The 22,877-nt window shown below is 49.9% G+C and carries 25 protein-coding genes; 15 read left to right on the forward strand and 10 right to left on the reverse strand.

Features of this window, described 5'->3' with window-relative positions; translation table 11 throughout:
* Positions 1–204 precede the first annotated feature (204 nt).
* Entirely contained in the window at positions 205–1,215 is a 1,011-nt protein-coding gene (locus BZK41_RS04705; protein WP_079937360.1) for a LacI family DNA-binding transcriptional regulator, read from the forward strand.
* Between the two features lie 166 nt (positions 1,216–1,381).
* On the opposite strand, the gene pspD is transcribed toward BZK41_RS04705, so the two are convergent.
* The 4 genes from pspD to pspA are packed head-to-tail and all read right to left on the reverse strand — an operon-like array spanning position 1,382 to position 2,927.
* Positions 1,382–1,612, reverse strand: a complete 231-nt coding sequence (pspD, locus tag BZK41_RS04710) for a phage shock protein PspD (RefSeq protein ID WP_079937361.1) — start codon at positions 1,610–1,612, stop codon at positions 1,382–1,384.
* 8 nt (positions 1,613–1,620) lie between these two features.
* Positions 1,621–1,980, reverse strand: coding sequence for an envelope stress response membrane protein PspC (gene pspC / locus BZK41_RS04715; RefSeq protein WP_079937362.1), 360 nt, complete (start codon positions 1,978–1,980; stop codon positions 1,621–1,623).
* Positions 1,980–2,204, reverse strand: coding sequence for an envelope stress response membrane protein PspB (gene pspB / locus BZK41_RS04720; RefSeq protein ID WP_079937363.1), 225 nt, complete (start codon positions 2,202–2,204; stop codon positions 1,980–1,982). The genes pspC and pspB overlap by 1 nt, the downstream gene beginning before the upstream one ends.
* A 54-nt stretch (positions 2,205–2,258) precedes the next feature.
* Positions 2,259–2,927 carry a phage shock protein PspA gene (pspA, locus tag BZK41_RS04725; RefSeq protein WP_003020532.1) on the reverse strand — a complete coding sequence of 223 codons (669 nt, stop codon included), beginning with the start codon at positions 2,925–2,927 and terminating at the stop codon, positions 2,259–2,261.
* 155 nt (positions 2,928–3,082) lie between these two features.
* On the opposite strand from pspA, the gene pspF reads away from it, so the two are divergent.
* Both pspF and BZK41_RS04735 read left to right on the forward strand, forming a co-directional pair.
* Positions 3,083–4,072 carry a phage shock protein operon transcriptional activator gene (pspF, locus tag BZK41_RS04730; RefSeq protein WP_172313080.1) on the forward strand — a complete coding sequence of 330 codons (990 nt, stop codon included), beginning with the start codon at positions 3,083–3,085 and terminating at the stop codon, positions 4,070–4,072.
* A gap of 93 nt (positions 4,073–4,165) precedes the next feature.
* Complete coding sequence (locus BZK41_RS04735; RefSeq protein WP_079937365.1) at positions 4,166–4,810, forward strand: QnrB family quinolone resistance pentapeptide repeat protein; 645 nt, start codon at positions 4,166–4,168, stop codon at positions 4,808–4,810.
* An 8-nt stretch (positions 4,811–4,818) separates the two neighbouring features.
* On the opposite strand, the gene BZK41_RS04740 is transcribed toward BZK41_RS04735, so the two are convergent.
* Positions 4,819–5,142, reverse strand: a complete 324-nt coding sequence (locus BZK41_RS04740; RefSeq protein ID WP_079937366.1) for a hypothetical protein — start codon at positions 5,140–5,142, stop codon at positions 4,819–4,821.
* Positions 5,143–5,453: 311 nt separating this feature from the next.
* On the opposite strand from BZK41_RS04740, the gene sapA reads away from it, so the two are divergent.
* From sapA to sapF, 5 genes are read left to right on the forward strand one after another with little or no spacing between them, the layout of a single operon-like run.
* Entirely contained in the window at positions 5,454–7,097 is a 1,644-nt protein-coding gene (sapA, locus tag BZK41_RS04745) for an ABC transporter substrate-binding protein SapA (RefSeq protein ID WP_079937367.1), read from the forward strand.
* Complete coding sequence (sapB, locus tag BZK41_RS04750) at positions 7,094–8,059, forward strand: peptide ABC transporter permease SapB (RefSeq protein WP_003020545.1); 966 nt, start codon at positions 7,094–7,096, stop codon at positions 8,057–8,059. The genes sapA and sapB overlap by 4 nt, the downstream gene beginning before the upstream one ends.
* Entirely contained in the window at positions 8,046–8,936 is an 891-nt protein-coding gene (sapC, locus tag BZK41_RS04755) for a peptide ABC transporter permease SapC (protein ID WP_003020550.1), read from the forward strand. Before sapB ends, sapC begins: the two co-directional genes overlap by 14 nt.
* Positions 8,936–9,928, forward strand: a complete 993-nt coding sequence (gene sapD / locus BZK41_RS04760; protein ID WP_079937368.1) for a peptide ABC transporter ATP-binding protein SapD — start codon at positions 8,936–8,938, stop codon at positions 9,926–9,928. Before sapC ends, sapD begins: the two co-directional genes overlap by 1 nt.
* Position 9,929: 1 nt before the next feature.
* Positions 9,930–10,736, forward strand: a complete 807-nt coding sequence (gene sapF / locus BZK41_RS04765) for a peptide ABC transporter ATP-binding protein SapF (RefSeq protein WP_003020558.1) — start codon at positions 9,930–9,932, stop codon at positions 10,734–10,736.
* Positions 10,737–10,774: 38 nt separating this feature from the next.
* Here the strand turns inward: sapF and BZK41_RS04770 are convergent, their stop codons facing one another.
* Positions 10,775–11,464: an EAL domain-containing protein gene (locus BZK41_RS04770; protein WP_079937369.1), complete on the reverse strand. Its 690-nt coding sequence runs from the start codon at positions 11,462–11,464 to the stop codon at positions 10,775–10,777.
* Between the two features lie 443 nt (positions 11,465–11,907).
* Here BZK41_RS04770 and fabI point away from each other — a divergent pair, with 443 nt between their 5' ends.
* From fabI to osmB, 7 genes are all read left to right on the forward strand, one after another.
* Entirely contained in the window at positions 11,908–12,696 is a 789-nt protein-coding gene (gene fabI, locus BZK41_RS04775; protein ID WP_079937370.1) for an enoyl-ACP reductase FabI, read from the forward strand.
* Positions 12,697–12,910: 214 nt separating this feature from the next.
* The gene (locus tag BZK41_RS04780) at positions 12,911–14,056 is read left to right on the forward strand and encodes a CMD domain-containing protein (RefSeq protein ID WP_079937371.1); all 1,146 of its coding nucleotides are present in this window, start codon (positions 12,911–12,913) and stop codon (positions 14,054–14,056) included.
* Between the two features lie 89 nt (positions 14,057–14,145).
* Complete coding sequence (locus BZK41_RS04785) at positions 14,146–16,080, forward strand: exoribonuclease II (protein WP_079937372.1); 1,935 nt, start codon at positions 14,146–14,148, stop codon at positions 16,078–16,080.
* A 265-nt stretch (positions 16,081–16,345) separates the two neighbouring features.
* Positions 16,346–18,337: a cyclic di-GMP phosphodiesterase gene (gene pdeR, locus BZK41_RS04790; RefSeq protein WP_079937373.1), complete on the forward strand. Its 1,992-nt coding sequence runs from the start codon at positions 16,346–16,348 to the stop codon at positions 18,335–18,337.
* A 182-nt stretch (positions 18,338–18,519) separates the two neighbouring features.
* Positions 18,520–18,702, forward strand: coding sequence for a hypothetical protein (locus tag BZK41_RS04800; protein WP_079937375.1), 183 nt, complete (start codon positions 18,520–18,522; stop codon positions 18,700–18,702).
* Positions 18,703–18,797: 95 nt separating this feature from the next.
* Positions 18,798–19,550 carry a DNA-binding transcriptional regulator YciT gene (locus BZK41_RS04805; protein WP_079937376.1) on the forward strand — a complete coding sequence of 251 codons (753 nt, stop codon included), beginning with the start codon at positions 18,798–18,800 and terminating at the stop codon, positions 19,548–19,550.
* A gap of 268 nt (positions 19,551–19,818) precedes the next feature.
* Entirely contained in the window at positions 19,819–20,037 is a 219-nt protein-coding gene (gene osmB, locus BZK41_RS04810; protein ID WP_043016156.1) for an osmotically-inducible lipoprotein OsmB, read from the forward strand.
* 91 nt (positions 20,038–20,128) lie between these two features.
* Here the strand turns inward: osmB and yciH are convergent, their stop codons facing one another.
* From yciH to BZK41_RS04830, 4 genes are all read right to left on the reverse strand, one after another.
* Positions 20,129–20,455 (reverse strand): stress response translation initiation inhibitor YciH, encoded by a 327-nt coding sequence (yciH, locus tag BZK41_RS04815; protein ID WP_079937377.1) that lies wholly within the window; start codon positions 20,453–20,455, stop codon positions 20,129–20,131.
* A complete protein-coding gene (pyrF, locus tag BZK41_RS04820) occupies positions 20,456–21,193 on the reverse strand; it encodes an orotidine-5'-phosphate decarboxylase (protein ID WP_123267775.1) in 738 nt (245 codons plus the stop codon).
* Between the two features lie 190 nt (positions 21,194–21,383).
* Positions 21,384–22,553 carry a lipopolysaccharide assembly protein LapB gene (gene lapB / locus BZK41_RS04825; protein WP_008784929.1) on the reverse strand — a complete coding sequence of 390 codons (1,170 nt, stop codon included), beginning with the start codon at positions 22,551–22,553 and terminating at the stop codon, positions 21,384–21,386.
* 6 nt (positions 22,554–22,559) lie between these two features.
* Positions 22,560–22,868: a LapA family protein gene (locus tag BZK41_RS04830; RefSeq protein ID WP_003020595.1), complete on the reverse strand. Its 309-nt coding sequence runs from the start codon at positions 22,866–22,868 to the stop codon at positions 22,560–22,562.
* Positions 22,869–22,877: the final 9 nt, after the last annotated feature.

The following is a 22,877-nucleotide window of genomic DNA, read 5'->3' on the forward strand; positions in this document are numbered from 1 at the left end:
ATTTAACCACCACACTATACGCCTGTTCTTAAGAAAATATTGCGACCGCATTATCACCGTCTGCAGGCGCGGACGATTGTCCCTCAGGTTACCCATGCTGCAGTTAGCCTTTTGATTTTTCTAACCGCATTCCGAGATTGTTGTCATTCGTCAATTAACTCCATAATATGTCCGCCATTGACTCTCGGACGGAGCTTGGGATCTATGTCTCCTACCATTTATGATATTGCACGAGCCGCTGGCGTATCAAAATCCACGGTATCGCGCGTGCTTAATAAGCAAACCAACATCTCGCCGGAAGCGCTTGAAAAGGTGCTGCGCGCAATTGATGAGTTACAGTATCAACCTAATAAACTTGCTCGCGCGCTAACCTCCTCCGGGTTTGATGCAATAATGGTGATATCTACTCGTTCTGCAAACACAACTGCCGGTAATCCATTTTTCTCTGAAGTGTTACATGCAATTACAGCCAAGGCTGAAGAAGTCGGTTTTGATGTCATATTGCAGACATCGCGAAGCACCGAAGATGATTTACAAAAATGTGAGAGCAAAATTAAGCAGAAGTTGATCAAAGGGATCATTATGCTGAGCTCTCCTGCCGATGAATCATTTTTTGCAAGTCTGGATAAATACAACGTCCCGGTTGTGGTTATTGGGAAGGTTGAAGGTGACTACGCCAATGTCTATTCTGTAGACACCGATAATTATCGCGACAGTATTACGCTGACAAATGCGCTGATTGAGAGTGGCCACCGTAATATAGCCTGTTTGCATGCACCGCTTGACGTCCATGTTTCTATCGACCGCGTTAACGGTTATAAAGCCAGCCTTCAGGCGCATAACATTAAAATGCGCGATGAGTGGGTTATTGACGGCGGGTATACTCATGAAACCGCCCTACTTGCTTCTCGAAAATTACTGAGCCAGCAGCCGCTACCCGATGCCGTATTTGCGACAGACAGCTTAAAGTTAATGAGCTTATATCGCGTGGCGGCCGAGAAAAATATTGCCATCCCACAACAGCTTGCCGTTGTAGGCTATAGTAATGAGCTACTTTCTTTTATGCTCACACCAGTTCCTGGTGGAATTGATGTACCTACTCAGCAGTTGGGTGAACAAAGTTGTAATTTATTATTTAATCTGATTGCAGGTGAGAAAGGATTGCAGAATATAACTGTAAGTACGCAAATATCGTTGACCGACTCACTGGTGTAAAAACAGGAGTATTAACGCCCTGTTAAATGGATATTTTAGTTCACCTTCAATACCCGTAGTAACAACCCAAAAGAATTTTGGCAGCCAAAAAATCGTATTAGTGAGCTGCCGCAAATTATCTGAGGGAATGTTGATTAATTGTTGCTTGCTTTTGTTGATTCAAATATCAGGGTTGATTACCTGAATAGCGTTTCGATAATTTTGCCGCAGCCCGACTCAACACTGGTTCCAGAACCAACGCCAGCAGCATTTTTAGCGGGCGTCGGGCTACGGATTTCACCGCCCACCCTGCTACCCCCGCCGGGCCGTAGCGAAGCGCGGTCAAAAGCACCAGCTTACCTGCTATTTTAAAGCCCGGCTTAACCTTTTGCCCGGCACGTTGCCAGCGATTGTTCATTTCTAACCTCACAATTGGCGGAAGCGACTACGTAATGAAAAAGTATCGGACGTCACATAACGTTCCATTTCACGCAAACGCTTTTCACTAGCCGCCAGCCCACGATCGACTGAATCCAACAGCTCACCGCTTGATGGCTGCTGCTCACCGTAAACCACATTATCCGGCATCGGATCCAACACAAAGGTCAGCACGATGTAAGCGACGAAGGTGAAAAAGGCCAGGCCAAAAAAGACTGACAACACCACCAGGATCCGTACCAGCTTCACTGGCACATCGAGATAATGCGCAATACCTGCGCAAACGCCCTTCACCATGCCCTGCTGCGGAATACGCCACAGTTTTTTGTTCAGGTTAATGCCTCCCATTAGCGGTCCCTCCAGTTTGGATGTTCAGCATCAAGGATGTCTTCCAGCGCCTGAATACGCTCACGCATCCGCTGTGCGTCATTGTTGAGTTCGACCAGACGTTGCTGTTCACTTTGCGACAGTTCGCCGCGACTGGAACGGTTGCTGTAATGCAGCCAGAGCCAAATCGGTAAAACAAACAGCACAAAGATGGTTAACGGGATAGCCAGAAATAGCGCGCTCATGAGTACTCCTTACAGGTGATGAGCGGCGGCGCGTTCAGGCGCCGCCAGATGTTATTATTGCTTGTCTTGCTGCATTTTGGCTTTAAGTTGCGCCAGCTGCTCGCTGATTTCATCATCTGCTTTCAGGTCAGCAAATTGCTGATCCAGGGACTTCTGTTTACCGAAGTTATGGCTTTCAGCCTCGGCTTCCATCTGATCGATTCGACGCTCGAAAGATTCAAAGCGCGCCATCGCTTCATCAAGTTTACCGCTGTCCAGTTGACGACGAACATCACGCGAAGAACTCGCTGCCTGATGACGCAGCATCAGCGCCTGCTGACGAGCACGGGTTTCACTGAGTTTATTTTCCAGCTCACCAATCTCTTTTTTCATACGCGCCAGCGTATCGTCAACCAGTGTCACCTCATGTTCCAGAGAGGCAATTAAATCGGTCAGTTTTTGCTTTTCAATTAACGCAGAACGCGCCAGATCTTCTTTCTCTTTGCGCAGCGCCAGTTCAGCTTTTTCTTGCCACTCTGCCTGTTGCGCGCTGGCCTGTTCAATACGGCGAGATAATTGTTTCTTTTCTGCTAGCGCACGCGCTGAGTTGGAACGTACCTCAACCAGCGTGTCTTCCATTTCCTGGATCATCAACCGCACCAGCTTCTGCGGATCTTCAGCCTTTTCCAGCAACGCGTTAATGTTGGCGTTCACGATGTCGGCAAAACGAGAAAAAATACCCATAATGTAATCCTCACTTACTGTTCTGATATCGGGCAATGCCCTGCTGCTGTTGCAATGCACTTCGCATGCCAACTTTTTAATTATTTGATTTCATTGTAATTATATAATTTTACCTGTCAGACTAATTAGCGTAAATTGGTGAATAACACTAACAAATGGTGAATTTCATCATGGCAGGATACAAAGATAATCTTCTGGGTGAAGCAAACAGCTTTATTGAAGTACTGGAGCAGGTTTCTCAACTGGCGCCACTGGATAAACCCGTACTGGTTATCGGTGAGCGCGGGACCGGGAAAGAGCTTATTGCCAACCGCCTGCACTACCTCTCCACACGCTGGCAAGGCCCGTTTATTTCGCTTAACTGCGCAGCGCTCAACGAGAACTTACTTGATTCCGAACTGTTTGGTCACGAAGCAGGTGCCTTTACCGGCGCGCAAAAACGCCATCCAGGACGTTTCGAACGCGCCGACGGCGGTACGCTGTTTCTCGATGAACTGGCAACCGCCCCGATGTTGGTGCAGGAAAAATTGCTGCGGGTTATTGAATATGGCGAGCTGGAGCGTGTTGGCGGCAGCCAGCCGTTGCAGGTTAACGTACGACTTGTTTGTGCAACCAATGCCGACTTACCTCGCATGGTCAGCGAAGGCACTTTTCGCGCGGACCTGCTGGATCGTCTGGCCTTTGACGTAGTGCAACTCCCACCGTTACGCGAACGCCAAAGCGATATCATGTTAATGGCCGAACATTTTGCCATTCAGATGTGCCGCGAGATCGGGCTACCACTGTTTCCGGGTTTTAGTGCCGAAGCCAGAGAGACGCTCCTCCACTACCGTTGGCCGGGTAATATTCGTGAACTGAAAAACGTTGTGGAGCGATCCGTTTATCGACATGGGACCAGTGATTACCCGCTGGATGAGATAATCATTGACCCGTTCCGCCGCCACACTACACCGCAACAGACAGTGGAAACTAAACCGATGTCTGTCGCATTACCGCTGGATCTGCGTGAATTCCAGCAGCAGCAAGAGAAAGACTTTCTACAAACCAGCTTACAGCAGGCTAAATTTAACCAGAAAAAAGCCGCTGAATTACTGGGTCTGACTTATCATCAGCTACGTGCCTTGCTGAAGAAACACCAGATCTAATACGCATTTGCAGGTGTCATACTGGCGGGTTTGACGCATAACGTCATAAGGTTTACCATGGCGTCATTACTGTATAAAAACACAGGCATAGATATGACTCTGGCATTAGTTGGCGAAAAAATTGACAGAAACCGCTTCACCGGTGAGAAAGTTGAAAATAGTACATTTTTTAACTGCGATTTTTCAGGTGCCGACCTGAGCGGCACTGAATTTATCGGCTGCCAGTTCTATGATCGCGAAAGTCAGAAAGGGTGCAATTTTAGTCGCGCAATGCTGAAAGATGCCATTTTCAAAAGCTGTGATTTATCAATGGCAGATTTCCGCAACGTCAGCGCATTGGGCATTGAAATTCGCCACTGCCGCGCACAAGGCGCAGATTTTCGCGGTGCAAGCTTTATGAATATGATCACCACGCGTACCTGGTTTTGCAGCGCATATATCACTAATACCAATCTAAGCTACGCCAATTTTTCGAAAGTCGTGTTGGAAAAGTGTGAGCTATGGGAAAACCGCTGGATGGGGACTCAGGTACTGGGTGCGACGTTCAGTGGTTCAGATCTCTCCGGCGGCGAGTTTTCGACTTTCGACTGGCGAGCAGGAAACTTCACACATTGCGATCTGACCAATTCGGAGTTAGGTGACTTAGATATTCGGGGTGTTGATTTACAAGGCGTTAAGTTAGACAGCTACCAGGCATCGTTGCTCATGGAGCGGCTTGGCATCGCTGTAATTGGTTAGCTCAGCGTTTACACCGGGAGATGCGTTTGACGATTTACTTTTAACCAGTACGACTCCTGGCAAGCATTGTGAAACGTTTTCTCCAGTGGACGAATATCCTGACCTGCCGCATCAACGACATGCCATCTAATGCTGCATTCTGGACAGGAATCTGATGAATATCTAACCAATTCATTTTCGCGAGAACAACGAATAACCACTCCCGAATCATGAAGCCATGTCTTATTTATAATCTCAACTTCAGCCATGTCATCCCGTTTACTGACATCCTCAATACAAATAACATTTTTGCCTATTTTTATAGCATTGACATAATCCGCTAAGTTGCTCATTTATTAAATATTCCCGTTGATTCGTACACTAACGCATTGTAATCGCTTACGCATTTTGTCACAGCGAGGAAACCGTAACAAATTACGCCAACTGTCCACATCCTGCGCCGCGTTTATAGCAAGTCAGATGGGCCATGAAAATGCTAAGATAGTTAACAGAGTAGATTCAAAGTGGATAGCAGGTATGAATTTTGACCATGTCGCGGTGTTGAACTCGCGCTTATCGAGCCTGTTACTCCCAAAAACAAACGGTAATGGCAAATGTCATTAAGTATTAGTAAGATAGCCTCTTTATATAATCCATTAAAATTATGCGCCTGGTTTTATCATCTCTGATCGTGATGGCTGGATTTCTGAGTGGTCAGGCTGCTGCTGCGCCTGAGCAAGCTTTGCACGCTGATATCCGTGACAGTGGGTTCGTCTATTGCGTCAGCGGGCAGGTCAATACGTTCAACCCGCAAAAAACGAGCAGCGGTCTCATCGTCGACACGTTAGCGGCCCAATTGTATGACCGACTGCTTGATGTGGACCCCTACACTTATCGACTGGTGCCTGAGCTGGCCGAAAGCTGGGAGGTGCTGGATAACGGCGCAACCTACCGCTTCCATCTGCGTCGTGACGTACAGTTTCAGAAGACTGCCTGGTTCACCCCCTCCCGCAAACTGAATGCAGACGATGTGGTGTTTACCTTCGAGCGCATCTTTGATCGCAACCATCCATGGCACAATGTGAACGGCAGCAATTTCCCCTATTTCGACAGCCTGCAGTTCGCCGATAACGTTCAAAGTGTGCGCAAACTGGACAACAACACCGTTGAATTCCGCTTAACTCAACCTGACGCCTCCTTTATGTGGCATCTTGCCACACACTATGCCTCCGTAATGTCGGCGGAATATGCGGCTAACCTGGCAAAACAGGATCGCCAGGAACTGCTCGACAGACAACCTGTCGGCACAGGACCGTACCAGCTTTCAGAGAATCGTGCCGGCCAATATATTCGGTTGCAGCGGCATGAAAAATTCTGGCGTGGCACTCCTCTGATGCCGCAGGTCGTCGTTGATCTCGGCTCTGGTGGAACCGGACGATTATCTAAATTACTCACTGGCGAGTGCGACGTTCTGGCCTGGCCTGCCGCCAGCCAGCTCAGTATATTGCGTGATGACCCTCGCCTGCGTCTGACGCTGCGCCCGGGGATGAACATTGCCTATCTGGCGTTCAACACCAATAAACCGCCGTTGAATAACCCTGCCGTGCGGCATGCGCTGGCGCTGGCGATCAACAACCAGCGGTTAATGCAGTCTATCTACTACGGAACGGCAGAAACCGCGGCATCTATTTTGCCTCGCGCCTCGTGGGCTTATGATAACGAAGCTAAAATTACAGAGTACAACCCGGCAAAATCGCGTGAGCAGCTAAAAGCGCTGGGGCTGGAGAATCTGACGTTACAACTTTGGGTCCCTACCAGCTCTCAGGCCTGGAACCCCAGTCCGCTGAAAACCGCAGAGCTGATTCAGGCAGATATGGCTCAGGTGGGTGTGAAAGTGAAGATCATCCCGGTAGAAGGTCGTTTTCAGGAGGCGAGATTAATGGATATGAACCATGATCTGACGTTATCCGGCTGGGCGACGGACAGTAACGATCCTGACAGTTTTTTCCGGCCATTACTCAGCTGTGCCGCCATCAACTCGCAGACCAACTTTGCACACTGGTGTAATCCGCAGTTTGACAGCATTCTGCGCAAGGCCCTCTCTTCGCAGCAGCTTTCATCGCGAATTGATGCCTATGACGAAGCGCAAAATATTCTTGCGCAAGAGTTACCGATCCTGCCGCTGGCCTCTTCACTGCGTCTACAGGCTTACCGCTACGACATCAAAGGGTTGGTGCTCAGTCCGTTCGGCAATGCCTCTTTTGCCGGGGTGTCCAGGGAAAAGAAAGATGAGGTGAAAAAACCATGATTATCTTCACCCTGCGCCGATTTTTGCTGCTACTGGTCACTCTGTTTTTCCTGACCTTTATTGGATTCAGCCTGAGCTACTTCACGCCTCATGCACCATTACAGGGAGCATCGTTGTGGAACGCCTGGGTATTCTGGTTCAATGGTCTCATTCACTGGGATTTCGGCGTATCCAGTATCAACGGTCAGTTGATCTCAGAGCAACTGAAAGAGGTGTTCCCGGCCACAATGGAACTGTGCATTCTTGCCTTTGGTTTTGCACTAATGGTTGGGATCCCCGTTGGTATGCTGGCCGGTATCACGCGGAACAAATGGCAGGACCGCTGCATCAGTGCATTGGCTCTGATGGGGTTTTCGATCCCCGTTTTTTGGCTGGCGCTGCTGCTGACATTGCTCTTCTCACTGACCCTCGGCTGGTTACCCGTTTCAGGGCGTTTTGATCTTCTCTACGAGGTGAAACCCGTTACCGGTTTTGCCATTATTGATGCCTGGATCTCAGACTCGCCATGGCGCGATGAAATGCTGGTCAGCGCTATCCGTCATATGGTGCTCCCGGTGCTGACGCTCTCCGTTGCGCCCACCACCGAAGTCATCCGCCTGATGCGTATCAGCACCATTGAGGTCTTTGATCAGAACTATGTCAAAGCGGCGGCCACACGCGGCCTGTCACGATTAACGATTCTGCGTCGTCACGTTCTGCACAACGCCCTTCCGCCGGTGATCCCGCGTCTGGGCTTACAGTTTTCCACCATGCTGACGCTGGCGATGATCACCGAGATGGTCTTTAGCTGGCCAGGTCTTGGCCGTTGGCTGATTAACGCGATTCGCCAGCAGGATTACGCGGCGATTTCAGCGGGCGTAATGGTGATTGGTTCACTGGTTATCATCGTTAACGTCATCTCTGATATTCTGGGTGCTATGGCTAACCCTCTGAAACATAAGGAATGGTATGCCTTACGATAGCGTCTACAGCGAAAAACGCCCGCCGGGTACGTTGCGCACCGCATGGCGCAATTTCTATGGCGATGCGACTGCGATGATCGGCCTGTACGGCTGCGCGGGACTGGCTGTTCTGTGTATTTTTGGTGGTTGGTTTGCCCCTTACGGCATCGATCAGCAATTTCTCGGCTATCAGCTATTACCACCGTCATGGTCACGCTATGGCGAAGTCTCTTTCTTCCTCGGAACTGACGATCTGGGACGTGACGTTTTAAGTCGTCTTCTCAGCGGCGCGGCCCCGACCGTTGGCGGCGCGTTTGTCGTCACTCTTGCCGCCACGCTGTGTGGCCTTGTATTGGGCGTAGTTGCCGGTGCGACGCACGGCTTGCGCTCAGCGGTACTGAATCACATTCTGGACACTCTGCTGTCGATCCCTTCTCTGCTGCTGGCGATTATTGTGGTGGCGTTTGCCGGGCCGCATCTGACACACGCCATGTTTGCCGTCTGGCTGGCGCTGCTGCCGCGCATGGTACGCTCCGTCTACAGCATGGTGCATGACGAGCTGGAGAAAGAGTACGTCATTGCCGCTCGCCTGGACGGCGCAACCACACTGAATATTCTGTGGTTCGCTGTTCTGCCCAATATCACCGCTGGTCTTATTACTGAAATCACCCGCGCACTGTCGATGGCGATTCTGGATATCGCCGCGCTGGGTTTTCTCGACCTTGGCGCACAACTGCCGTCCCCGGAATGGGGGGCCATGCTCGGCGACGCGCTGGAGCTGATTTATGTCGCACCGTGGACGGTCATGCTGCCAGGCGCAGCGATTATGATAAGCGTGCTGCTGGTTAACCTACTGGGTGACGGCGTGCGCCGAGCAATTATTGCGGGGGTGGAATAATGCCATTACTGGATATCCGCAACCTGACCATTGAATTCAGAACCGGCGACGACTGGGTAAAAGCAGTTGACCGCGTCAGCATGACCCTTAACGAGGGTGAAATCCGCGGGCTGGTCGGCGAATCGGGCTCCGGCAAAAGTCTGATCGCGAAGGCTATTTGCGGTGTCGCTAAAGATAACTGGCGCGTAACCGCAGACCGTATGCGTTTTGATGATATCGATCTGCTGCGCCTTTCCGCACGTGAACGACGCAAACTGGTCGGTCATAACGTCTCCATGATCTTTCAGGAGCCGCAGTCATGTCTCGATCCATCCGAGCGGATCGGGCAGCAGCTAATGCAAAATATTCCAGCCTGGACTTACAAGGGCCGCTGGTGGCAGCGCATCGGCTGGCGCAAACGCCGCGCGATTGAACTCTTGCACCGCGTCGGGATAAAAGACCATAAAGATGCCATGCGCAGCTTCCCATATGAACTGACCGATGGCGAATGCCAGAAGGTCATGATCGCTATCGCATTGGCGAATCAGCCGCGTTTGCTGATTGCCGATGAACCGACGAACGCGATGGAGCCAACCACTCAGGCGCAAATTTTCCGGCTGCTAACCCGTCTGAATCAAAACAGCAATACCACCATTTTGTTGATAAGCCATGACCTGCAAATGCTCAGCCAGTGGGCTGACAAAATCAACGTGATGTACTGCGGACAAACGGTCGAAACCGCGCCCAGTAAAGATTTGGTGACCATTCCGCATCATCCTTATACTCAAGCGTTGATTCGCGCTATTCCGGATTTTGGTAGCGCAATGCCGCACAAAAGCCGCCTGAATACCATGCCAGGAGCTATTCCATTGCTGGAACAATTACCCATCGGCTGTCGTCTGGGGCCACGCTGCCCTTATGCACAACGCGAATGTATTGAAACCCCAAGACTGACCGGAGCAAAAAATCATCTCTACGCCTGTCATTTCCCGCTGAACATGGAGAGAGAGTGAGATGGTAGAAACCCTGCTCGAAGTTCGTAATCTGAGCAAAACCTTTCGCTACCGGACAGGTTTATTTCGCCGCCAGACCGTTGAGGCCGTTAAGCCCCTGAGTTTCACCCTGCGCGAACGTCAGACGCTCGCTGTCATTGGTGAAAATGGTTCAGGGAAATCTACGCTGGCAAAAATGTTGGCGGGTATGATTGAACCCACCAGCGGTGAACTACTGATTGACGATCATCCGTTAAAATATGGTGATTATTCATTTCGTAGCCAGCGGATCCGTATGATTTTCCAGGATCCGTCAACTTCGCTTAATCCGCGGCAACGTATCTCGCAGATCCTCGATTTTCCGCTACGTCTGAATACCGACCTCGAGCCTGAGCAACGTCGTAAACAGATCGTGGAGACCATGCGCATGGTAGGACTGCTGCCCGATCACGTAAGCTATTACCCGCATATGTTGGCCCCGGGGCAAAAACAGCGCCTGGGCCTTGCCCGTGCGCTCATTTTACGCCCCAAAGTCATTATCGCTGACGAAGCCCTGGCCTCTCTGGATATGTCGATGCGTTCCCAGCTCATCAATCTGATGCTGGAATTGCAGGAAAAACAGGGGATTTCGTATATCTATGTGACCCAACATATTGGCATGATGAAGCACATCAGCGATCAGGTATTAGTTATGCACCAGGGCGAAGTGGTAGAACGCGGCAGTACAGCGGATGTCCTGGCGTCCCCTCTTCATGAGCTTACCCGTCGCCTGATCGCAGGTCATTTCGGCGAAGCGCTTACCGCCGATGCCTGGCGGAAAGATCGTTAGCAAACGGCTGCCCTCCTCAACCGGAGGGCAATCTGCCATCAGTGACACAACGTGGGTAAGAGCAGCGTATCAACTTCGGTAAACGCGACTGACGGGTAAAGGGCACCCTGCATTGCCCAGACACCTGCGGTACTGGCCTCGTCGATAAGTCGCGCTGTTTTTATACCCTTCACCACAACACGGTCGCAATATTCCCTGATATTTTTGATCAGCACCGGGAACGTCGGTTTTTCTACCTGTTCCAGGAAGAAATCGCGATCCAGTTTCACAACGTCAAAACGACCGCAAACCAGCGGACTGGCCCCTACGCTGCCGGAGCCAAGATCGCCCAACCACAATGCGTTTGGGCCGTCGCGAAGTGAATTAATCAGCAGATTATTCAGGCACACGGTATTCGACAGAAAACGTTCTGAAAGTTCCAGTGCAATAAATGGTAGTGCATGTAAGGCCGACTTGATGGCAGGATCACCAATCGCCAGCAGCGCCATTTCGTCAATGAGGTTCAGGGTACAAATAAGGCTGTTGCGCTCAAACCAGTCACGCTTTTCGGCAATTAATCGAATTTGCTCGAGCATGAAATTACGCTTTTGTTCGCTATCCCACGCTGAAATGATGAAATCTGGATGCAACGGGTGAACCGTATTTGATGTAAACCGGGCGTTAATCTCCACACCCAGTAATTTATCTGTTGTGTCTCTCATCGGTTCCGCGATGAAATGATAGTGCATAAGACCACTCCAATTGATCATAACATCCTGATAATGCACTTTTAACTACAATCAATCAATAATATCGATCAATGCATCAATATCGATCGATAAAAACAATATATCATAACGGTCTGAATACTGTCATATTTTTTGTTTTAAGAAAGTTCCTACCTTGCCATGTTTATAAACATAAGCTAGCAGTTAATAATACCATTATGGTGCCTTTAAAGCCTTGTATTTTCTCTTAATCACCTACGTTAGGTGCTTGACCGAACTATAACCAGAGGGGAACGATATACTCCTCACATGCAATAAATAGTGACAGGTTACGTGGGGTCGATAACCATTCTACAAAGCAAAAGCGTGGGATATAATTTAAGACCGATTTCGAGTGAGCTTAACGTGTCAGTCATAACCACTTGATTGATAAAAGATAAGTATTAACCAAAAGGATTAAAGCCATGGGTTTTTTATCAGGTAAGCGCATTCTGGTGACAGGCCTTGCCAGTAAATTGTCTATCGCATGGGGAATCGCTCAGGCGATGCATCGCGAAGGCGCCGAACTGGCGTTCACCTACCAGAACGACAAGCTGAAAGGTCGTGTGGAAGAATTTGCAGCGCAATTAGACTCCAACATTGTTTTGCAGTGTGATGTGGCTGAAGATGCCAGCATTGACGCCATGTTTGCTGACCTGTGCAAGGCTTGGCCGAAATTCGACGGTTTCGTGCACTCCATCGGCTTCGCACCTGCTGACCAACTGGATGGCGATTATGTGAACGCAGTTACCCGCGAAGGATTTAAAATTGCGCATGACATTAGCGCTTATAGCTTTGTTGCGATGGCAAAAGCATGTCGTTCCATGCTAAACCCTGGTTCTGCGCTACTAACGTTGTCCTATCTGGGCGCAGAGCGTGCAATCCCTAACTATAACGTGATGGGCCTGGCGAAAGCTTCATTGGAAGCGAACGTCCGTTATATGGCTAACGCTATGGGGCCTGAAGGCGTACGCGTTAACGCAATTTCCGCAGGTCCAATCCGCACCCTCGCCGCTTCCGGTATCAAGGATTTCCGTAAAATGTTGGCCCATTGCGAAGCCGTTACGCCGATTCGCCGCACTGTTACCATTGAAGATGTGGGCAACTCTGCGGCATTCCTGTGTTCCGATCTTTCTGCCGGTATCTCTGGTGAAGTCGTACACGTTGACGGTGGTTTCAGCATCGCTGCAATGAACGAACTGGAGCTGAAATAATCTTCCAGTCTTCTGTGGGCGGCCCACTGTCGCCCATGATGCTCATTTCTAATTCCCCTCTAGTCTGTCCCATATATGCTTTTCTGATATTTATTATCACTTAACAATCTTTCATCCCCTCTTCTGCTTACGTCAGGATATTGCAGCGCAAACGATCCGGCGTATTAGTATGACGACGTATCCGGGTCGCCACTTTTTAGACCAAGGAACGCCCATGGAACAACGCCGAATTGAAGGCAAAAGCCACTGGTATCATGAGACGCAATCCAGCACACATCCGCAAGATGTTATGCCCCTGGTGCCAGAAGCCGCTCATGTCGATGACAACTTTTTGCTGGATCTGGCGATACCTGATGACGCCCTTATACCTTTTCAATTGTGGTTAACCCCTGCCCGTAAACTTGCCCAGATTATCTTCCCGACTCACGTAAACCTGAGTCAGATGCATACGTTCAGCGCCTATGAACGGATGAGTACGGCCTTAACTGTCGCTCAGGTATATGGTGTCCAGCGATTGTGTAATCACTATGCCGCGCGTTTAACACCGCTGCCTGGCCCGGACTCCTCGCGGGAAAGTAACCATCGACTGGCGCAAATCACCCAATATGCTCGTCAACTTGCCAGCTCTCCAGCCGTGATAGGCGCGCGCGATCGCCAGCATCTGGATGATGTCGGGCTGACCACCAGCGATAGCATTCTGATGAATCAAATTATCGGTTTCGTCGGTTTTCAGGCGCGGGCCGTGGCCCTGTTTCAGGCCTGGTGTGGACATCCGGTGCGCCGAATTCCGGGTCTCGATATACAACAATTCGCTCACGCTTCGCCATTTAGTGCAGCTAACACAACCTGGCACGCGTCGCCATTCCCGATTGAAAAACATCTTAATCATGATGAGTCGATAGACAAACGTTATCCAGATGAACTGCAAGCGTTACTGCCATTACTGATACATTCCCCCGTCATTTTGGATTTACTCGGGTCACTCATTTCCAGCACGCATCGTAGCGGGATACCGATGCAGGCATTTTCATTGGCGGCGCTGATGACGTCACGAATTAATGGCAGCGTGGCCTGTTTTAATGAACATGCGTATTCAGCTCATGAATTAACCGAGGCCATTACCGTTCTTCGTCAGGATGAACGTGAATTACAACGCTGGGAACAACGACATCCGGTTGAGCGCGCCACCCTACAGGCGGTACAATGGCTGACCCGGGCGCCCGACCGCTTTAGCACCGCACTGTTAACGCCTTTGTTCGATCATGGAATCTCTTCAGAGCAGGCCATTAACCTGCTAGCCTGGAGTGGATTGTGCGGATGGTTGAATCGCTTGAAAATCGCGCTGGGCGACACTGATTAACCGATCCACTTACTGAAAGAGCGCTTGCTGCCACTGGCAGAATCGCGTAAAACTGTCAGCCGCTCTTTTAGCCACGAAAATAGACAATTATGCTTCAGGACAACCCGCTGCTAGCGCAGCTTAAACAGCAACTACATTCCCAAACGCCACGTGCTGAAGGGGTGGTAAAAGCCACGGAAAAAGGCTTTGGCTTCCTGGAAGTCGATGCACAAAAAAGCTATTTCATTCCACCGCCGCAGATGAAAAAAGTGATGCATGGCGACCGTATTGTTGCGGTTATCCATACAGAAAAAGATCGTGAGTCTGCAGAGCCGGAAGAACTGATCGAACCCTTCCTGACGCGCTTCGTGGGTAAAGTTCAGGGCAAAAATGATCGTCTGTCCATCGTGCCGGATCATCCGTTACTGAAAGATGCTATTCCTTGTCGTGCAGCCCGCGGCGTTGAACATGAATTTAAAGAAGGCGACTGGGCTGTTGCAGAAATGCGCCGTCATCCGCTGAAAGGCGACCGTACCTTCTACGCCGAGTTAACCCAATTTATCACTTTTGCTGATGACCACTTTGTCCCGTGGTGGGTCACACTGGCACGCCATAATCTGGAAAAAGAAGCACCAGACGGTGTAGCAACCGAAATGCTGGACGAAGGCCTGGTTCGCGAAGATTTAACCGCCCTCAATTTCGTCACCATCGACAGCGCCAGCACCGAAGATATGGACGATGCGCTATATGCTGAAGAACAAGCTGACGGCACACTACAATTAACCGTCGCCATTGCCGACCCAACAGCCTGGATTGCAGAAGGCAGCAAGCTGGATAAAACAGCAAAAATTCGCGCATTCACCAATTATTTACCGGGGTTCAATATCCCGATGCTACCACGTGAATTGTCTGACGATCTCTGCTCTCTTCGCGCGAACGAAGTGCGCCCGGTTTTAGCGTGTCGTATGAGCATTACCGCCGATGGCACGATTGAAGACAACATCACCTTCTTCGCCGCAACCATCGAGTCTAAAGCGAAGCTGGCCTATGACAATGTTTCCGACTGGCTGGAAGGCACTGGTGACTGGCAGCCTGAAAACGACGCGATTGCCGAACAAATTCGTCTGCTGCATCGTATTTGCCTGAGCCGAGGAGAGTGGCGTCATAACCACGCGCTGGTCTTTAAAGATCGCCCGGATTACCGTTTCGTGCTCGGTGAAAAAGGTGAAGTACTGGACATCGTCGCTGAGCCTCGCCGCATCGCAAACCGTATCGTGGAAGAGTCCATGATTGCGGCAAATATTTGCGCCGCCCGTGTGCTTCGCGACAAGCTGGGCTTCGGTATTTATAACGTCCATATGGGATTCGACCCGGCCAACGCCGACGCTCTGGCCGCACTGTTGAAAACCCACGGTATGCACGTCGATGCCGAAGAAGTACTGACACTGGAAGGTTTCTGCAAACTGCGCCGCGAACTGGATGCACAGCCTTCCGGTTTCCTCGACAGCCGAATTCGCCGCTTCCAGTCTTACGCTGAAATCAGTATTGAGCCAGGTCCACACTTTGGGCTGGGTCTGGAGGCATATGCCACCTGGACTTCCCCAATCCGTAAGTATGGCGATATGATCAACCACCGTCTGCTTAAGGCCGTCATCAAAGGCGAAACCATCGCCCGACCTCAGGATGATACCACCGTGCAAATGGCTGAGCGTCGTCGCCTGAACCGGATGGCTGAGCGTGATGTGGGTGACTGGCTATACGCCCGTTTCCTCAGTGATAAAGCCGGTACCGACACCCGCTTTGCGGCAGAGATCATCGACGTCAGCCGCGGCGGCATGCGCGTGCGTTTAGTTGATAATGGCGCTGTTGCCTTTATTCCTGCCCCCTTCCTGCACGCCGTGCGTGACGAACTGGTCTGCAGCCAGGAAAGTGGTACCGTACAAATCAAAGGTGAAGTGGTTTACAAAGTCACGGATGTGATTGACGTAACTATTGCCGAAGTTCGAATGGAAACCCGTAGCGTTATCGCGCGTCCAGCCGCGTAACACGCATAAATCAAGCGACCTTTCTCTTTTTTTGAAAGGTCGTTTTCTTTTTACCTCCCAAATTTCAACCGCGCACTACACTTCTTTCATCCAGTCAAAAAATTTATTTACTATTTTTCAGTTCCGTTGGCTTTGCTTTTTACGGAATCTGGATTACATATAAATATATAAATAAAACAATACGTTCAGCCATAATCACCCTGAATGAATCATGGCTACCCTTACTTTTGAGGCTTTATGCGCTTTAAACGGGATAGTACACATCATGAAAGACGTCCGGGAGCTGGTTACGTTGTATAGCTATGTGGGCACTCATAACCCCTACTGGCGTTTGTCAGAGGATTGCAACATCCTGTATTTCTCTATTGATGAGACATCAGAAGCTGAGCAGACCATCGAATTATCACCCGAACAGGCCGACCGCATCCGCGAGATGACGGTAATTACGTCAAGCCTGTTGATGACGTTACCCATTGAAGATGACGATATTCCGGTACATTTGGTCGGGCGGAAAATCAATAAGCGCGAATGGGCCGGCAGCGCATCAGCCTGGGATGACACCCCTTCCGTCGCACGCGACCTGGCTCAAGGTCTCTCTTTTGCCGAACAGGTGGTTTCAGAAGCCAATTCCGTAATTGTCATTCTCGACCGCATGGGCAACATTCAGCGTTTTAACCGTCTGTGTGAAGAGTATACCGGACTCAGAGAACGTGAAGTCATTGGCCAAAGCGTATTCACACTGTTTATGAGTCGACGTGAAGCCGCAGCCTCCAGACGCAATATCGAGGTCTTTTTTCGCGAAGGCAACTCATATGAGGTCGAACGTTGGGTGAAGACCTGCAAAGGTCAGCGCCTGTTTCTTTTTCGCAATAAGTTTGTCCATAACGGTAGCGGCAAGAACGAAATATTTCTGATCTGTTCCGGCACCGATATCACTGAAGAACGCCGTGCGCAGGAACGTCTGCGGATGTTGGCTAATACCGACTCCATCACCGGATTACCGAACCGCAACGCCATTCATGAGCTGATCAGCGATGCGATTGAGAACGCAGGAGATACTCAGGTTGGGATTGTATATCTCGATCTGGATAACTTCAAAAAGGTGAACGATGCCTACGGGCATATGTTTGGCGATCAGCTATTACAGAGCGTGTCTCTGGCAATCCTAAGTTGTCTTGACGACAACCAGCTATTGGCTCGGTTTGGCGGTGATGAATTTATCGTCCTTGCCACCGAAACGTCCCAGAGCACACTGGAGGCTACCGCATCGCGCATTCTGACACGCCTGCGTCAACCCTTTCGCATTGGCCTGATTGAAGTCTATACAGGCTGCTCTATTGGTATTTCCCTTGCCCCACAGCATGGTCAGGACTGCGAGAGCGTCATTCGTAATGCGGATACGGCCATGTACACCGCGAAAGAAGGCGGCCGCGGACAGTTTTGTGTTTTCTCTCCGGAAATGAATCAGCGGGTATTTGAATACCTGTGGCTGGATACTAACCTGCGCAAGGCGCTGGAAAACGATCAACTGGTTATCCATTATCAGCCAAAGATAACCTGGCGAGGCGAAGTGCGCAGCCTTGAGGCGCTGGTGCGCTGGCAGTCTCCGGAACGAGGCCTCATTCCACCACTGGAATTTATCTCATACGCCGAAGAATCAGGGCTTATCGTTCCGCTGGGTCGCTGGGTTATTCTGGACGTTGTGCGTCAGGTCGCAAAATGGCGCGCCAAGGGAATCAATCTGCGCGTGGCGGTAAACGTTTCTGCCCGCCAGCTCGCCGATCAGACGCTATTTACCGATCTCAAACAGGTGCTTCATGAACTCGACTTTGAATATTGCCCCATCGATGTCGAGTTAACGGAAAGCAGTTTAATTGAAAATGAGCAGTTGGCACTGTCCGTCATTCAGCAGTTTAGCCAGATGGGGGCGCAAATCCATTTGGATGATTTTGGTACCGGATATTCGTCACTGTCTCAACTGGCCCGCTTCCCGCTTGATGCAATTAAACTGGATCAAACCTTTGTGAGGGATGTACACAAACAACCTGTTTCGCAGTCGCTGGTACGTGCCATTGTTGCGGTCGCACAGGCACTCAATCTGCAGGTCATCGCCGAAGGTGTTGAAAGCGCGAAAGAGGATGCGTTTTTAACCAAAAATGGCGTCAACGAACGTCAGGGTTTTTTGTTTGCCAAACCAATGCCAGCAGTTGCATTTGAACGTTGGTATCGACGGCACCTGAATAAAAAAACACGCTAATGCAGTGGGATCAAACGTTGAAAATAGCCATAAATGGACATTACGTAACGATCCTATCTGCATGTAATCACAGAATATATAATATTCTTCTATCGTTGAAGTTAATACTATTTTTCCCTTCTCTTTTGTCATGAAATTCTGCATCATGAAATTTAAACTCTATTGCCATTAGGATGATAACCATGTCTGATATCGACGCTCAGCGTCTGGCCGAACGCATTGATACCGTGCTGGATATCCTCGTTGCAGGTGATTACCACTCAGCTATCCACAATCTCGAAATTCTGAAGGCTGAGCTGCTAAACACGACCAAAGAAGATGCCGAATCTTTGCCCAAAAAGCACAAGGCTCCCTGGGAGATCTGATGACATTAACCCTTTAATATCGCTGCTATAAGTAAACTGCACGTGAGGCAGTTTCCGTTTAATTTCCGATACGATATCGCAATAAAATTAATATTATGAATTCCCGACAACAATCTATTTTGCAGATGGTGACTGATAAAGGTCAGATGAGCGTTGCTGAACTGGCAAAAATCACCGGTGTCTCAGAAGTGACGATTCGACAGGATCTGAACACACTGGAAAAACAGAGTTATTTACGCCGAGCGCACGGCTTTGCTGTTTCATTGAACAGCGATGATGTTGAAACGCGCATGATGACCAATTTCACCCTGAAGCGTGAGCTGGCCGAATTCGCCGCATCGCTGGTAAGCCCAGGCGAGTCCGTATTCATTGAAAACGGCAGCAGCAATGCGCTCTTAGCCAGAACGCTGGCGGAGCAAAAAGATGTCACCATCATTACCGTCAGCAGCTATATAGCCCATCTGCTGAAAGAAACCCCCTGCGAAGTGATTCTTCTTGGCGGCATCTATCAGAAAAAAAGCGAAAGCATGGTGGGGCCCTTAACTCGGCAGTTTATCCAGCAGGTACACTTCAGCAAGGCCTTTATCGGCATTGATGGCTGGCAGCCTGACACCGGCTTCACCGGACGCGACATGATGCGTTCGGATGTGGTTAACGCGGTGCTGGAAAAAGGTGCAGAAGTTATTGTGCTTACTGACAGCTCAAAATTCGAAGCCATTCACCCTTACACGCTGGGTCCATTAGAGCGATTCAGCCGCGTAGTGACGGACTCCAGACTCAGCGCCAGCGTACAAATGCAGCTCGAGCATTCAGGATTAACCGTCAATATCATCGATGCCCACGCGTAAAATCTTCAGCAGATGATTTGTCAGCGGGCAAATCATCTCCTCTCTGAGAGTTATCTGACAGTCCAATTAAGACTTTTTACCTGTCGTTAACAGGATAAAGTCGTAAAATTAATGTTAGCGATATAACAGGAACGAACATCCAACTTCAGGATAGTGTTTGTAATGCCTTCGCTAAACGGTTTCACGGAAATATCTTCTATAGTCTTAATTTAGCGCTATTCTTAAAGAACACTGGATTCCGTGAATCAATAATTCAGGAGAAAGTATTATGTTAGTAACGAGCAAAAAAATGACCGCTGCCATTCTGGCGATTACTCTGGCAATGTCTCTGAGTGCCTGCTCTAACTGGTCCAAACGTGACCGTAACACCGCTATCGGTGCTGGTGCGGGTGCAGTAGGTGGTGCAGTCCTGACTGATGGCAGCGCGCTGGGTACGCTGGGTGGTGCTGCAGTAGGTGGTATAATTGGCCACCAGGTGGGTAAATAATTTACGGTTAAACGGCTCGATATAATAATACGTTTACTTTTTCAGGTCTGTATTATTAAAAAGCCACGGGATTTATCCGTGGCTTTTTTTATTAACCACCAGCCAGTTTAACTTTCATTCCTTTGGCTTCCAGCAGTGATTTAATCAGGTCGCGTTTGTCACCCTGTATCTCAATCACGCCATCCTTCACTGCCCCGCCGCAACCACATTTTTTCTTCAGTTCCGCAGCTAGTTTGGTCAGTTCGGCATCGTCTTGATCAATACCGGTAATTAAACACACGCCCTTGCCTTTGCGACCACTGGTCTGGCGCTGAATGCGGACAATACCATCGCCTTGTGGACGCGCAGGAGCAGCTTTCGGTTCATCAATACGCCCGGTGTCGGTTGAGTAGACCAGGCGAGAGTTTGAGTCGTTCATTTACGCACCTCGTTTCAGAGAGGCATTGATCATCTTCAGCGTCTGAGCCGGATCTGCCGACTGCGTGACCGGACGACCAATAACCATATAATCCACACCAGCTGACTGGGCCTGTTCCGGTGTCATAATGCGACGTTGGTCGCCCGCCTCGCTACCTTCAGGACGAATACCCGGCGTTACCAGTTTAAATGACTGGCCAAACGCCTGCTTGAATCGCACCGCTTCCTGCGCAGAGCATACGACACCATCTAAACCACAATGTTGGGTTAAGCGCGCCAGCCTTTCAGCATGTTCCGCAGGTGACAACGTCACGCCGAGCTCGGCGAGGTCACTGGCCTCCATACTGGTCAGAACCGTTACCGCAATCAGCAGCGGCGCATCCTTGCCAAAAGGCACCAGGGCTTCACGTGCGGCGGTCATCATACGCGCCCCACCAGAAGCATGAACGTTAACCATCCACACGCCAAGCTCAGCCGCCGCCGCAACGGCATGCGCGGTAGTGTTAGGAATATCATGAAATTTCAAATCAAGAAAAACGTCAAAGCCACGCTGTTGTAAATCGCGAACCAACTGAGGTCCAAAAAGCGTGAACATCTCTTTGCCCACTTTCAAACGGCAATCACGAGGATCAATTCTGTCGACAAAAGCTAATGCTTTATCACGATTGGAATAATCGAGAGCGACAACGACAGGAGAATCAGTAACAGCACGAGAAGAAGATGAAGCAGTAAACGTCATGACCAGACCTTCTTGAGGATGGGCGCCGACAGTAGCGCGAAATGGGTAAACGGCGTGCATTCTACCTGCGGTAATAGAAAATTAACAGGCGCGATTACATTTCTGCCAGGCGAATTTGGCAACGGAGGTTGAGGATGGATCTATTACTGATCATTAGTATGTTGTAACTAAAGTGTGTTTTTTTTAAAAATTACAGCCCATCAAGTCCGCGAATAGGCTTAATGGTTGACCATGAGCGACAAGATGGGCAATGCCAGTACAGTGTATATGCGGTAAACCCGCACTTCTGGCAACGATAGCGAGGCTTGCTGCGCACCTGCTCCCCGACCATATCGCGCAGAACCATCAAGCTCTCTTTCGCGCGCCCTTCTTCTGCTTCGTTAAGATGGTAATCCATCAACTTGTGGAACACGCGCATCGTAGGATGGCGCTGTAGCTGACGAGTGATATAAACCTGAGCGGTATCAGTCCCCTCACGCGCTTCAAGAATATCGGCCAGCATCAGCTCGGCGGCGGCACCAGTATTCTCCTCGACGGCCCGACGTAAAAACTCAGCCCATTCATCGTTTTTCCCCAGATGCTGGTAGCAGCTTTGCAGCATTTCCAGCGTTTCGCTGACCAGTTCTTTATCCTGAGAAATCACGCGTTGCAGGCTTTCAACGGCCTTTGCGTAATCGCCTTTCACCATGTACACGCGGCCCATCATGATGGAAACCCGGGCGCTGTTTTTGTCTGCCGCGGCCCCTTTTTTCAACAGCGTCATGGCGCGATCCATATCGTCGCTGCCCATCTGCTGTAAGGCCAGTTCGCAGTAGAAGTGAGCTATCTCAATACGCTGTTTATCTTTGCCGAGCTTCACCAGACGTTCTGCGACATCAATAGCTTTCTGCCATTCGCTGGTCGCCTGATAAATTTGCAGCAGTTGCTGTAATGCACCGACGCGAAAATCTGTTTCATCGGTAAGCTGATTAAACATGTCTTCCGCGCGGTCGTACAGACCTGCGGCCATGTAGTCTCGCCCCAGCTGTTGTACGGCCAACAAACGCTGTTCGTAGGTCAGCGAAGCACTTTCCATTAACGTTTGATGAATGCGGATTGCGCGGTCGACTTCACCGCGCGAGCGAAACAGGTTTCCGAGGGTGAGATGAGCCTCAACGGTGCCCGTATCCTCTTTTAGCATATCGAGGAACAGATCCACCGCTTTGTCTTGTTGGTTGCTCAGGAGGAAGTTAACCCCGGCGACATAGTCACGGGAAAGACGGTTAGCTTCATCCTGCTTGGTTTGTTGCGCACTTCTGCGACCCATATACCACCCATAGGCAGCGGCTACAGGTAAAAGCAGAAACAACAACTCCAACATAAATAATTATTCCTTCACAACCGACGAATCGGCAGAAACCGCAACGTCGGTCGCAGGCGTAAGCTGGTTTTCCAGTCGTTTGATTTTACGTTCGGCGCGCGCAAGCGACACACGGACCTTCAGCCAGAAAAGGCCGCAAATTAACCAACCAATCGCAAAACCTGCGGCAAACAATACAGCAAGCAGCGTAGAGATACGATACTCACCCTGAGCCAGCAGGTAATTAAACGTAACCTGTTGATCGTTTTGCGCACCTAATGTCACCGAAATAACAAAAATCGCCAACACCAGTAAGAAAATGAGTAAATATTTCACATTACTTCC

The sequence above is a fragment of the Citrobacter sp. A316 genome (assembly GCF_002042945.1).
GTDB lineage: Bacteria > Pseudomonadota > Gammaproteobacteria > Enterobacterales > Enterobacteriaceae > Citrobacter > Citrobacter portucalensis.

Coding starts and splice junctions, on each gene's coding strand:
- sapD (WP_079937368.1), top strand. CDS start 8,936: ATGCCATTACTGGATATCCGCAACCTGACCATTGAATTCAGAACCGGC.
- pyrF (WP_123267775.1), bottom strand. CDS start 21,193: ATGACGTTTACTGCTTCATCTTCTTCTCGTGCTGTTACTGATTCTCCT.
- fabI (WP_079937370.1), top strand. CDS start 11,908: ATGGGTTTTTTATCAGGTAAGCGCATTCTGGTGACAGGCCTTGCCAGT.
- sapA (WP_079937367.1), top strand. CDS start 5,454: ATGCGCCTGGTTTTATCATCTCTGATCGTGATGGCTGGATTTCTGAGT.
- yciH (WP_079937377.1), bottom strand. CDS start 20,455: ATGAACGACTCAAACTCTCGCCTGGTCTACTCAACCGACACCGGGCGT.
- BZK41_RS04785 (WP_079937372.1), top strand. CDS start 14,146: ATGCTTCAGGACAACCCGCTGCTAGCGCAGCTTAAACAGCAACTACAT.
- BZK41_RS04780 (WP_079937371.1), top strand. CDS start 12,911: ATGGAACAACGCCGAATTGAAGGCAAAAGCCACTGGTATCATGAGACG.
- pspF (WP_172313080.1), top strand. CDS start 3,083: ATGGTGAATTTCATCATGGCAGGATACAAAGATAATCTTCTGGGTGAA.
- BZK41_RS04740 (WP_079937366.1), bottom strand. CDS start 5,142: ATGAGCAACTTAGCGGATTATGTCAATGCTATAAAAATAGGCAAAAAT.
- BZK41_RS04735 (WP_079937365.1), top strand. CDS start 4,166: ATGACTCTGGCATTAGTTGGCGAAAAAATTGACAGAAACCGCTTCACC.
- pdeR (WP_079937373.1), top strand. CDS start 16,346: ATGAAAGACGTCCGGGAGCTGGTTACGTTGTATAGCTATGTGGGCACT.
- pspA (WP_003020532.1), bottom strand. CDS start 2,927: ATGGGTATTTTTTCTCGTTTTGCCGACATCGTGAACGCCAACATTAAC.
- pspC (WP_079937362.1), bottom strand. CDS start 1,980: ATGGGAGGCATTAACCTGAACAAAAAACTGTGGCGTATTCCGCAGCAG.
- pspD (WP_079937361.1), bottom strand. CDS start 1,612: ATGAACAATCGCTGGCAACGTGCCGGGCAAAAGGTTAAGCCGGGCTTT.
- BZK41_RS04705 (WP_079937360.1), top strand. CDS start 205: ATGTCTCCTACCATTTATGATATTGCACGAGCCGCTGGCGTATCAAAA.
- BZK41_RS04805 (WP_079937376.1), top strand. CDS start 18,798: ATGAATTCCCGACAACAATCTATTTTGCAGATGGTGACTGATAAAGGT.
- sapB (WP_003020545.1), top strand. CDS start 7,094: ATGATTATCTTCACCCTGCGCCGATTTTTGCTGCTACTGGTCACTCTG.
- lapB (WP_008784929.1), bottom strand. CDS start 22,553: ATGTTGGAGTTGTTGTTTCTGCTTTTACCTGTAGCCGCTGCCTATGGG.
- BZK41_RS04800 (WP_079937375.1), top strand. CDS start 18,520: ATGTCTGATATCGACGCTCAGCGTCTGGCCGAACGCATTGATACCGTG.
- pspB (WP_079937363.1), bottom strand. CDS start 2,204: ATGAGCGCGCTATTTCTGGCTATCCCGTTAACCATCTTTGTGCTGTTT.
- sapC (WP_003020550.1), top strand. CDS start 8,046: ATGCCTTACGATAGCGTCTACAGCGAAAAACGCCCGCCGGGTACGTTG.
- osmB (WP_043016156.1), top strand. CDS start 19,819: ATGTTAGTAACGAGCAAAAAAATGACCGCTGCCATTCTGGCGATTACT.
- sapF (WP_003020558.1), top strand. CDS start 9,930: ATGGTAGAAACCCTGCTCGAAGTTCGTAATCTGAGCAAAACCTTTCGC.
- BZK41_RS04770 (WP_079937369.1), bottom strand. CDS start 11,464: ATGCACTATCATTTCATCGCGGAACCGATGAGAGACACAACAGATAAA.